At 32.1% G+C, this 11,200-nt stretch carries 12 protein-coding genes and 1 pseudogene; 10 read left to right on the top strand and 3 right to left on the bottom strand.

Annotation, left to right across the window (positions count from 1 at the left end; genetic code table 11):
* The 10 genes and pseudogenes from B3J44_RS04525 to B3J44_RS04480 form a co-directional block, all read left to right on the top strand.
* Positions 1-312, top strand: a pseudogene (locus B3J44_RS04525) (bifunctional NADH-specific enoyl-ACP reductase/trans-2-enoyl-CoA reductase); the annotation flags it as partial.
* Positions 313-438: 126 nt separating this feature from the next.
* Positions 439-1,437, top strand: coding sequence for a glycosyltransferase (locus tag B3J44_RS04520; RefSeq protein WP_286966083.1), 999 nt, complete (start codon positions 439-441; stop codon positions 1,435-1,437).
* A gap of 2 nt (positions 1,438-1,439) precedes the next feature.
* Complete coding sequence (gene coaE / locus B3J44_RS04515; protein WP_286966082.1) at positions 1,440-2,036, top strand: dephospho-CoA kinase; 597 nt, start codon at positions 1,440-1,442, stop codon at positions 2,034-2,036.
* Positions 2,037-2,095: 59 nt separating this feature from the next.
* Positions 2,096-3,682: a sensor histidine kinase gene (locus tag B3J44_RS04510; protein ID WP_198856091.1), complete on the top strand. Its 1,587-nt coding sequence runs from the start codon at positions 2,096-2,098 to the stop codon at positions 3,680-3,682.
* A gap of 3 nt (positions 3,683-3,685) precedes the next feature.
* Entirely contained in the window at positions 3,686-4,402 is a 717-nt protein-coding gene (locus B3J44_RS04505) for a response regulator transcription factor (protein WP_095927693.1), read from the top strand.
* A gap of 510 nt (positions 4,403-4,912) precedes the next feature.
* Positions 4,913-5,674 carry a hypothetical protein gene (locus tag B3J44_RS04500; RefSeq protein ID WP_286966081.1) on the top strand — a complete coding sequence of 254 codons (762 nt, stop codon included), beginning with the start codon at positions 4,913-4,915 and terminating at the stop codon, positions 5,672-5,674.
* Positions 5,664-7,055: an RtcB family protein gene (locus tag B3J44_RS04495; RefSeq protein WP_286966080.1), complete on the top strand. Its 1,392-nt coding sequence runs from the start codon at positions 5,664-5,666 to the stop codon at positions 7,053-7,055. Before B3J44_RS04500 ends, B3J44_RS04495 begins: the two co-directional genes overlap by 11 nt.
* Positions 7,056-7,067: 12 nt before the next feature.
* Entirely contained in the window at positions 7,068-7,676 is a 609-nt protein-coding gene (locus tag B3J44_RS04490) for a hypothetical protein (RefSeq protein ID WP_286966079.1), read from the top strand.
* Positions 7,664-8,353, top strand: coding sequence for a peptide chain release factor H (gene prfH, locus B3J44_RS04485; RefSeq protein WP_286966078.1), 690 nt, complete (start codon positions 7,664-7,666; stop codon positions 8,351-8,353). Before B3J44_RS04490 ends, prfH begins: the two co-directional genes overlap by 13 nt.
* Complete coding sequence (locus B3J44_RS04480; protein WP_286966077.1) at positions 8,340-8,870, top strand: hypothetical protein; 531 nt, start codon at positions 8,340-8,342, stop codon at positions 8,868-8,870. Before prfH ends, B3J44_RS04480 begins: the two co-directional genes overlap by 14 nt.
* Positions 8,871-9,063: 193 nt before the next feature.
* On the opposite strand, the gene B3J44_RS04475 is transcribed toward B3J44_RS04480, so the two are convergent.
* From B3J44_RS04475 to B3J44_RS04465, 3 genes are all read right to left on the bottom strand, one after another.
* On the bottom strand, positions 9,064-9,810 hold the full coding sequence (locus B3J44_RS04475; protein ID WP_286966076.1) for an acyl-[acyl-carrier-protein] thioesterase: 747 nt from the start codon (positions 9,808-9,810) through the stop codon (positions 9,064-9,066).
* A gap of 15 nt (positions 9,811-9,825) precedes the next feature.
* Positions 9,826-10,755 carry a tRNA (adenosine(37)-N6)-dimethylallyltransferase MiaA gene (gene miaA / locus B3J44_RS04470; protein WP_286966075.1) on the bottom strand — a complete coding sequence of 310 codons (930 nt, stop codon included), beginning with the start codon at positions 10,753-10,755 and terminating at the stop codon, positions 9,826-9,828.
* Positions 10,756-10,909: 154 nt separating this feature from the next.
* Positions 10,910-11,200, bottom strand: a 291-nt coding sequence (locus B3J44_RS04465) for a potassium channel family protein (protein ID WP_286966074.1), incomplete at its 5' end; no start/stop codon positions are given.

Here is an 11,200-nt window from a genome sequence, read left to right as displayed (position 1 = left end):
ATGAAAGAAGAAGGAATTCACGAAGGTTGTATTGAGCAAATTCAACGTTTATTCCAAGATAGATTATACACTGGTTCTGAAGTTCCTGTTGATGAAAAAGGAAGAATCAGAATTGATGACTGGGAAATGCGTGAAGATGTTCAGGAAAAAGTAGCAAAACTTTGGTTAGAGGCTACAACAGAAACATTGCCAGAAATTGGTGATTTAGCTGGATATAGAAGCGATTTCTTGAATTTATTCGGATTCGAAGTGGCTGGTGTTGATTACAATGCAGATACTAACGAAGTTGTTAATATAGAAAGCATCAAATAATACATTTTTACTAAGTAAAACCAAAAACCATCAACCAAAAGTTGATGGTTTTTTTGTTAATATACCATATCTTTGTTAAAATTTTAAAACAATAAAAATTTACCCTTTAATAACGCGCATTCTGCTATGATTTTTTCTTTAATTATACCCGTGTATAATCGTCCAGATGAAGTTGATGAGCTTTTGGAAAGTCTCTCAAAATCTGATTATAATGAAGCTTTTGAAATTGTTCTTGTCGAAGATGGATCATCCATTCCATGTCGAGACGTGGTGATGAATTATCAAGGAAAATTAAATATATCATATTATTTTAAAGAAAATTCAGGGCCAGGAGATTCTAGAAATTTCGGAATGCAGAGGGCTAGAGGAGACTATTTTATCATTTTTGATTCAGATTGTATCATTCCTTCGCAATATTTAACAGAAATTCGGAAAGAATTAGATGAAAAGTATGTAGACTGTTTTGGCGGCCCAGACAAAGCGTTAGATAGCTTTTCGGATATTCAAAAAGCGATCAATTTTGCCATGACTTCTTTCTTGACTACAGGAGGAATTAGAGGCGGTTCTGAGAAGATAAACAAGTTTCAGCCACGTAGTTTTAATATGGGTATTTCTAAAAAAGCTTTTGAAGCTTCAAAAGGTTTTGGAAATATACATCCAGGTGAAGATCCTGACTTATCAATTCGTTTATGGAATTTAGGCTTTGAAACTAGACTTTTTAAAGAAGCTTATGTGTACCATAAAAGAAGAATTGATTGGGAAAAATTCTCTATTCAAGTAAACAAATTTGGAATTGCTAGACCAATTTTAAATAGTTGGTATCCAGAACATAATAAGTTGACTTTTTTCTTTCCGACGTTCTTTATTCTTGGTTTATTATTAGCTTTTTTATTGTTAATTTTTAATATCGATATTTTATTACAATTATATTTTGTATATTTCGTTATAATTTTTCTTACAGCTAGTGTTCAAAATAAAAGTATCAAAATTGGATATCTATCTGTAATAGCAGTGTGGAAACAGTTTTATGGTTATGGAACAGGATTTTTAAAATCATATGTAAAAGTAATTTTACTAAAGAAAAAACCACAAGAAGCTTTTCCGCGTATGTTTTTTAAATTATAAGAATGACAAAAGTTATTGGTCTTACAGGAGGAATAGGCAGTGGGAAAACTACTGTTGCAAACTATTTTCAAGAAATGGGTGTTCCTGTTTATATTGCTGATGACGGTGCAAAAAGAGTAATGCAGTCAAAAAATATTCTTGCAGAGGTTAAATCTGCTTTTGGTGGCAGTATTTTTGATGATGAAGTTTTAAATCGTGCCAAATTAGCGCAAGTTGTTTTTAACGATAAGGAACAGTTGGCAAAATTAAATGGAATTGTTCATCCGGCAGTGAAATTAGATTTTGAACAATGGGTAAAAGAACACAAAAATTATGATTATGTAATGTATGAAGCCGCTATTCTATTTGAAAGTGGACGATATAAAGATTGTGACGTAATTATAACAGTAACAGCTCCTGAAGAAGTGAGAATTGAACGAGTTATAAAACGAGATAAAACTACCCGAGAACAAGTTTTAAGTAGAATGAAAATGCAATGGAATGACGAAAAACGAATTTCTAAGAGCAATTTCGTGATTAATAACAATAATCTTAAAAATGCTAAAGAAGAAGTTGTTAAAATTCTTAAAATTTTAAATATAAAACAAAAACAGTCTTAAATGTTAATATTTGGTTAATGTATTATTTAGTATATTGTTAAAATATTAATTTTGTTTCGATGAATAAATTATTTTTTAGAATACTTGTTTTACTGATGAGTTTGTCCTTAATAGGGATTATTCTGGTACAAGTATTTTGGTTCAATTCTTCGTTCAAAAATAATGAAGAACAATTTAAATACCACGTTACTCAAGTAATTGGAAATGTTGCAGATAAACTGGAACAACAAGAAGAGTACAGTTTCTACGACAAATACAACCGTATAAAAGACAGTACGGGTAAAATTCCAAAAAAAGAAGATTTACTAGAAGTACTTTACGTACAGAGAAACACGAAAACGAATAAAACAATTGTTTATTCAAATACATTGACATCTGAAGATTATGATATCAATGGTTCTGTTTTTAACAAAAAATTCAGTAGTGAACGTTTTAAGAATTTTAGTTCAAAGAGGGTAACAGAAGTTTACAATAATAATAGCGGAATTGACAATAATAGTTTAGGACAGAGTATTATTCCTGATCTTAAAATAGAAAAGTCAGGAAGCTTAGATATTTTAAATAAAGTTCAACAGCAAATTCAATATAAAGATATTGCTTCATTAACTCCTATTGAAGGGAGAATTACAAAAGACAAGCTCTTTAAATTATTGAAAAAAGAACTAGAAGAATATGGTGTGAAAACCAAATTTGAATTCGGAATATACAGCAGTGGAGTTCCAACAAAGATTAAGTCCGACGGATTTCATTTTGATAAAGAATCTACATATAATATTCCAATTTATACAGATAATGAAGGAAATAGCAGATACGAATTATCAGTTACTTTCCCGCATAAAAAGAAATTCTTATTATCTGAATTACTAAGTATTACTATTTTATCTATAGTTTTTACATTAATTATAATAGTTGCGTACACAAGTGCGTTAAATCAATTATTGCGTCAGAAGCATATTTCTGAAATCAAGACCGATTTTATAAATAATATGACGCATGAGTTTAAAACTCCAATTGCAACTATAAATCTAGCATTAGATGCTATAAGAAGTCCGAAAGTTATTGAAGATAAAGAAAAGGTTTATCGTTATCTTCAAATGATTCGAGACGAAAATAAAAGAATGCATGCGCAGGTTGAGAACGTTCTTCGTATTTCAAAATTAGAAAAAAGAGAACTAGACATAACCAAAGAACCTACTGTTGTGACAGATATAATTGACGATGCTATTGAGCACGTAAATCTTATCCTAGAAGATAGAAAAGGTACCGTAGTAAAGCATTATAATGCAGCAAGAACAACTTGTTTGATAAACGAAGTTCACTTTACAAACGTGCTGGTTAACATTCTGGAAAATGCCATAAAATATTCTCCAGATGAACCAGAGATTGAAATCTTTACTGAAAACATTAAAGATATGATTTTGATAAAAGTGAGAGATCATGGGTTGGGAATGAGTAAGATAGCTCAAAAACGAGTGTTTGAGAAATTTTACAGAGAGCACACAGGTGATCTTCATAATGTAAAAGGACACGGATTAGGGCTTGCTTACGTAAAAAGAATAGTAGAGGATCACAATGGTCAAGTATATGTAGAAAGTGAAAAAGGAAAGGGTAGCACCTTTATAATAAAAATACCATTAATAAATTAAAATATGGAAAATACTAACAAAAGAATACTTTTAGTAGAAGATGACCTAAATTTTGGGGCAGTTCTTAAAGATTATCTAATGTTAAATGACTTTGAAGTTACTTTAGCTAAAAACGGTATGGAAGGTTTCGAAAAATTCAAGAAGGATGTATATGATTTGTGTATTCTTGATGTAATGATGCCTTATAAAGATGGTTACACTTTGGCCAAAGAAATTAGAGAGAAGAACAGTGAAGTGCCAATTATCTTTTTAACAGCAAAATCTATGAAAGAAGATGTGTTAAAAGGGTATAAAGCTGGTGCAGATGACTATTTAAATAAACCTTTTGATTCTGAAGTTCTTTTAATGAAAATTAAAGCAATCATTCAAAGAAAATCGGCTGATACAAAAGCGGAACAAGTTCAGTTTGAATTTAATATTGGTAAATTCCATTTAAATTCGAAATTAAGATTCTTGACTTTCCAGGATGAAGAACCAATTAAGTTATCTCCAAAAGAAAATGAATTGCTTAAAATGCTTATTCTTCATGAAAATGATTTAATGCCGAGAGAATTAGCTTTAACAAAAATCTGGAGAGACGACAACTACTTTACATCAAGAAGTATGGACGTTTACATCGCTAAATTAAGAAAATATCTAAAAGCAGATGAAGACGTTGAAATCTTAAACATTCACGGAGAAGGTTTCAGATTAGTGATAAAAAGCAAAGTTTCTGAATAATTAATTCACCAACAAAATATAAAGCCCTGAGAAATCGGGGCTTTTTTTGTGCATTAAATTAAAATATTTTGGATTTATTTCTGTGATATGGGTTTTGTTTTAATTGTTTGAACTTTAGAGGTTTAGGAGGTGTGTTTTAGGTTCTAAAAATAGTTGTTGCATTTATTTTGAAGAATTTTCTTTAAATAAATTTGGAAAATCAAAAAACTATTATGAATATTTGCACACGAAAAAATTAATAACCCTTTAAAAACGAAGAAAAAATGTTTGTACTTACATTGACATCTCAAAGCTTTACACCAAACAGATTTGGTGAAGCAGTTCTTCGTGGCTTATTTCAATCTTAGAAATACAATTTTAGATATATAAAAAAGCCCGAAGACAATAAGTTTCGGGCTTTTTTTATTCTAGACTCTTCAAAATTTTCCCGAAAATCGATTTTTAGAATTTATCCGTCAGGATAAATGGTTTAGCCTTTTTGGCTGTTAATTTAATGCACGATAATTTTTTATGGAAAATTATGCGGTAGACGAGTATGCTTTATGTACCCGTTTTAAAAGCAAGGGAAAAAAGAAAAGATTAGTAAAAGAAGATTTTGAAAAACAATTAATTCAATTAAGAAAGCTTGAAATTGAACTTTGGAAAAAGCGAAGAGACTTACCATTAGTTCCTTTAAAAATTCCTTATCAAAAAGGCTGGCAACGTAATTTTAAATTAAGAGATGATATTGCGAGATCTAGTGATGCTCCATTTTACAGAGAATTATTGGAAAAAATAAATACATGGCAGTTTTCTCCCGAAAAATCTTTTAAACGAAAGAAAAAGAGAAAAAGAAGAAATGTTTATGTTGAAAAATTCCAAACAGTAAAAGAATTTTCGGAATGGGAATGGAAAAGTTCAAAATTAGAATTGACCGAAAAAGAAAAAGCTCATTTTTATAAAAGGGAAAGGTGGTGCAGCAATTGCAAACGATACAAAATTCATTATGTATTTAATGAACCTTGGCGATATGTTCTTCGCGTTAGCCCTTATATGATAACGCATACAAAAATGGTCAATTCAGATTTAGAAAGCCAAATTCAGCTTATTGATAATTATATTGTTAATCACGATCTGAGAGATAAAATAAACAGATTAATACACGGCAGTTCTCGTAAATGGAGTTACTATGAAAAAGAAAATCCAAAAGAGATAAGTCCAATTAAAAATAAAAGTCTGCATGCATTATATCAGCAATATGTAGATGAAATGATAGAAAATCATGGGAAATAAATTATCTGGAAAAGACCTGATTAAATTGGGCTTTCCAAAAAACAATTCAATAAACATCGCCTTAGGGCAGATAAACAGATATAGAAAAAGAGAAAAAAAGGAATCCATTCTAACAGAAGCAAAAGATGTTCTTCTAAATCCTGAAAAATACGAAGGAAACGGAACATGGGGCAAAGTTGCCGAAGGTTTGATCAAACCTGTTCAAGTAAGAATGCATCAGCTTAAAACAACAAGATCGCCTTTTACCATTTTTGGAGAGAATGAAATCGATCAGCAAGCAAAATTTCAATTATATGATTCATTGAAATTACCAGTTTCGGTTGCAGGAGCTTTAATGCCAGATGCACATTCTGGTTATGGACTGCCAATTGGTGGCGTATTAGCAACTAATAATGCAATTATTCCATATGGAGTTGGAGTTGATATTGGATGTAGAATGAGCCTTTCAATCTTTGATTTACCAGCGTCTCATTTTAAAGGTAGAGAGCATCAATTAGAAGCTATTCTTAAAGACAATACAAAATTCGGAATGTATGAAACGCATGCTTCAAGAGTCGATCATGAGGTTTTTTATAAAAGCGAATTTCAAGATATTCCTTTGTTAAAGAATCTTTTGCCAAAAGCTTACAAGCAATTGGGAAGTTCGGGTGGAGGAAATCATTTTGTAGAATTCGGAATTGCAAAAATTGATAATCCAGAAAACGAGTGGAAGCTTGAAAAAGGAGAATATTTTGCTGTGTTGTCACATAGTGGTTCTCGCGGTTTGGGTGCTAACATTGCAAAACATTATACTTATTTGGCAACAAAACAATGTCCGTTACCAAAGAATGTACAGCATTTAGCTTGGTTAGATTTGAATACGCACGATGGTCAGGAATATTGGTTGGCAATGAATTTAGCTGGAGAATATGCAAAAGCTTGTCATGATGATATTCATAGAAGAATTGCTAAAGCGATTGGGAAAAGAGTTGTAGTAACCATTGAAAACCATCACAATTTTGCATGGAAAGAAACAGTAAATGATCAGGAATGTATTGTGCATAGAAAAGGAGCAACTCCTGCAGGAAAAGGTCAGTTGGGAATTATTCCAGGTTCAATGACAGCGCCTGGTTTTATTGTGAAAGGAAAGGGAAATGCAGAGAGTTTAAACTCAGCTTCACACGGTGCTGGACGTCTGTTTTCGAGAGCAAAATGCAAAAGCAGTTTTACGCAAAGTCAGATTAATAAAGAGTTGAAGAAACATGCTGTGACTTTGATTGGCGGTAATATTGACGAAGCTCCAATGGCTTACAAAGACATCGAAAAAGTAATGGCAAATCAAACCGATTTAGTAGAAGTTTTAGGAACATTTACGCCTAAGATTGTTAGAATGGATCGTTAAAAATTTATGATTATGGAAAGATTTCAAGACGAAAATAAAATTTTATGGAGTTTTAGTAATGAAATTTTGGTAAAATGCCCAAAATGTGAATCTAAAGCTTCTGTAAAACAAGAATTAGAAAAATGTGAATGTGGAAGATGTCACAATATGGTTTTTGAATGCAAAAATTGTTTTTATAAACTAGAAGAACCAATCTATCAATACATTGCTTATGGGAAAGTATACTGTAATAATTGTTTTGAAAAATTTGAATATGAGTCGCAACCTTTAAAACAAGAACCAGAAAAATATAAGACAAAATGTCCACATTGTAAATTTCAGGAAGAATTGGAGCCAAAAATAAAAGTGGTTTTTAGGAATTTACAAATATTTGATGGACTAAGAAGAGACCAATGGTACAATTTACCAATTTGGTTTCAAAAAGATGTAAATGGAAATCTTTTCTGGGCTTATAATCTTGAGCATATTGAATATTTGGAAAGATATATTAAGGCTGATTTGAGAGAAAGACCTTTTACAAATGGATTTAATATGACTATGGTGGCAAGACTTCCACAATTTGTAAAAGCAGCAAAAAACAGAGAAAAGCTGCTTAAAATTTTAAAGAAATGGAAAGAATAATTCAGATAACAGCAGGTCGTGGGCCTGCGGAATGCACTTGGGTGGTTGCCCAAGTGCTTAAAAAAGTCCTAGAAGAAGCACAAGAACATAAGTTAGAAACAGTTTTACTGCAAAGAGAAGCAGGAACTGAAAACGGAACTGTAGAAACGGCATCGATTGCTGTAAAAGGAAAAAATGCTGATCAGTTTGTGAATTCCTGGATTGGAACCGTTCAATGGATTGGCCAAAGTCAGTTCAGAAAAATGCATAAACGCAAAAACTGGTTTATAGGCATTTTTGAAATTGAACAACAGAAAAATAATTTGTTTTCTGAAAATGATATTCAGTATCAAGCCATGAGAAGCTCTGGAGCAGGAGGACAGCATGTAAATAAAGTGAGTTCTGCAATTAGAGCGACTCATATTCCAACAGGTATTGCCGTCGTGTCAATGGACAGCCGATCGCAGCATCAGAATAAAAAACTAGCAACAGAAAGATTAATTAAAAAATTAGAAGACGAGAAATGGCTTCAACTTAAAAATCACGTAGGGAAACAATGGGAAAACCAGCTGAATGTACAACGTGGAAATCCTGTTAGGGTTTTTACTGGAAGTGATTTTAAAAAGAATAAAGTAGAGAAAAGTTACAAAGGAACTCGTCAGAAACTAAAAAACGATTTACGAAATGAAAACAATTGATAAATACCTATTTCAAGCTTTGGATAATTACCCTTATTCGCTTGAAGAAACCATAGAATCTTTGGATTATGCTTTTTCTTATGATTCAAAAAACACAATGGTTTTGTGTTTGTACGGAAGAATTCAGGCAGAGCAACTTATGAATTACGAGGAAGCAAAATCGTATTTTCAGGAAGCTTTAGCTATTAATATTCATGCTCTTGAAGTTTATCCGTATTATTTGCAAACGTTGATTGTGAATGGAGATTATGAAGAAGCTCAAAAATTAATTGACTTTGCTTTGACAATTAAGGGAATAAATAAAGCGATGGTTTTTGTAAAGAAAGCTATTTTGTTGGAAGTGCAGCATAAATTCAAAGATGCTTTAAAAGAAATTAAGCAGGCAAAATTATATTCTATTCAACACGATTATGATTCTGGAATTAGTGAAGTGGAAAAACGAATTAAAGATAAAATTGATTTGTTGGAAAAGAAGAAACCTAAAGAAAAGAAAAAATCTAAAAAGAAATCGAAATGATTTTAAACAAAAAACGATGCAATTTTGCATCGTTTTTTGTTTTCAAGTGATAAATACACAAAGTTTGTCATTTCGACGAAGGAGAAATCTTCGCAAGTAACTCCATAAAGATTGGATTCTCGATGCGGAGCTACTCGTGGAGATTTCTCCTTCGTCGAAATGACAAGATTGTGGAAATAGATAGAAGAAAATTTTATTTCCAGTGTAATTCTAATGCAAAACAATTTTTATCGCCTTTTGTAATGCTGAATGTTGTTGCTGAATGATCTTCGTTGTCATTTTCATGAATAATAACTTGATCGTTTAAAGAAAGTTCTTTTAGAAAATTCATCTCAAAGCTTTTTACTTCTTGTTTTAGAATTCTTTTGGCATCAACATGATCTAGGCACCACTCTAAATATTTTACATTATTTGCATGATTTACAATATCTAAATCAGATAAATAAACTGTTTTTTCGAAAACCGATTCTTTTTCGGGATTAATGTTGATTCGGGAAAATCCTTCAACAGTAGCTCTGTTATCTGGGTAAAGTTCGAAATGTTCAAAAGGTAAAGCCAAAGCTTCTGGACGACGTGCTTTGGTGTTGAAAACAGCCCAATAGGTTTCGCTTCCAACAATCTTTTTTCCGTTTACATACATCTCAAGTGCACGAACAGAGCGTGAATTTTCAAGGCTGTTAATCCAAGTTTTTACAGTGACAATATCTTGCCATTTTGGCAAAGCGGTTATTTCTACACGCATGCGACTCAAAACCCACGCCTGATCAAATTCCTGCATATCTGTAAAACTGATTCCGCCTACTTCTGAATGAGCAGCAGCGGTAAGCTGTAAAAGATTGCATAAATCGGTATATTTTAAGTAGCCGTTTGGCGTACATTGTGTAAAATTAATTTCCCAGTCTTTACTTAAAACTGATGTGAAATCTGGAGATATTGGCATTGCTAATTTTAGATTTTAGATTGATGATTTTAGATTTTCTTCGATGTAATGAATAATCTCATTTCTATCGGTCGAATAATCAAACCATTTGGTGTTTTCGTTTCGTTTAAACCACGTCAATTGTCTTTTCGAAAATCTACGGGTGTTCTTTTTTATTTCCTCAATTGCGAATGGCAGAGTGAATTCTCCGTCAAAATAACTAAATAATTCTCTATAACCGACCGTTTGTAAAGCATTTAACTCTTTGTTAGGATAAAGCGTTTCCGCTTCTTTAAGCAAACCTTCATTCATCATGATGTCAACACGCTGGTTAATTCTGCTGTAAATTACTTCTCTATCTGCATCTAAACCAATTAAAATAGGAGTGAAGTTTCGGTTGTTTTTCTTTAAATTTAAAAATGAAGAATATGGTTTTTGCGATCCAATGCAAACTTCCACAAAACGCATCATCCTTTGTGGATTTTGTAAGGTCTGCGGATTTTCGATTGTTATTTTCTGATAGTAATCCGGATCGAGATTTTGTAATTGTTCCTGAAGATATTCGATTCCGAGTTTTTCGTAGTTTAAATTTACTTCTGTACGTATTTCTGGATCGATTTCTGGAAATTCGTCAAAACCTTTTAAAACGGCATCTACATATAAACCTGATCCGCCAATTAAAATTGCAAAATCATTATTTTGATATAATTCTTCTAGTTTTAAAAGTGCCTCTTTTTCGTAATCGCCAACGGTGTAATTTTCGAAAATCGATTTGTTTTGAATGAAATGATGCTTGGCAGCGTTTAATTCTTCCTGATTTGGAACGGCAGTTCCGATCGTCATTTCTTTAAAAAACTGGCGGCTGTCACACGAAACAATTTCGCATTTAAAATGTTTTGCCAAGGCGATGCTTAGGGCTGTTTTCCCGATAGCTGTTGGTCCGACGATTGTTATTAGGTATTTCATATTTTTTAGCCCAGATGGAAATGGAAAGCTCGGACTTATATTTGTTAGTTTTTTTGGGAATAAAAGAGCGACCAGCGGAAACTCCTTATTACGGCTTTAAAAAACAACAAAGATAAGGAGGAGTTGTAATGTACAGCTAGATTAGCTTCATAAATTAATTACTAGGTAATGTTTTTCCGCATTGATAACAATATTTTGCATTATCAAAATGCAGTTGGGCATTGCATTGCGAGCAGGTTCTTTTACCATTTACGGAGTTGTTTCGGAAACTAGCTTTAGCAAATTCTGCTGTTACAATACCTGTAGGAACTGCTATAATTCCGTAACCCATAATCATAACAAGTGATGCGAGAAATTGCCCAAGCGGTGTTATTGGCGAAATATCTCCATAACCTACTGTAGTAAGTGTTACAATTGACCAATAAATGCTGACTGGAATACTGGT

The organism is Flavobacterium sp. UBA4854 (assembly GCF_002399805.1).
Taxonomy (GTDB): Bacteria; Bacteroidota; Bacteroidia; order Flavobacteriales; family Flavobacteriaceae; genus Flavobacterium; species Flavobacterium ginsengisoli.
This window is presented reverse-complemented; position numbering and strand designations above follow the sequence as displayed.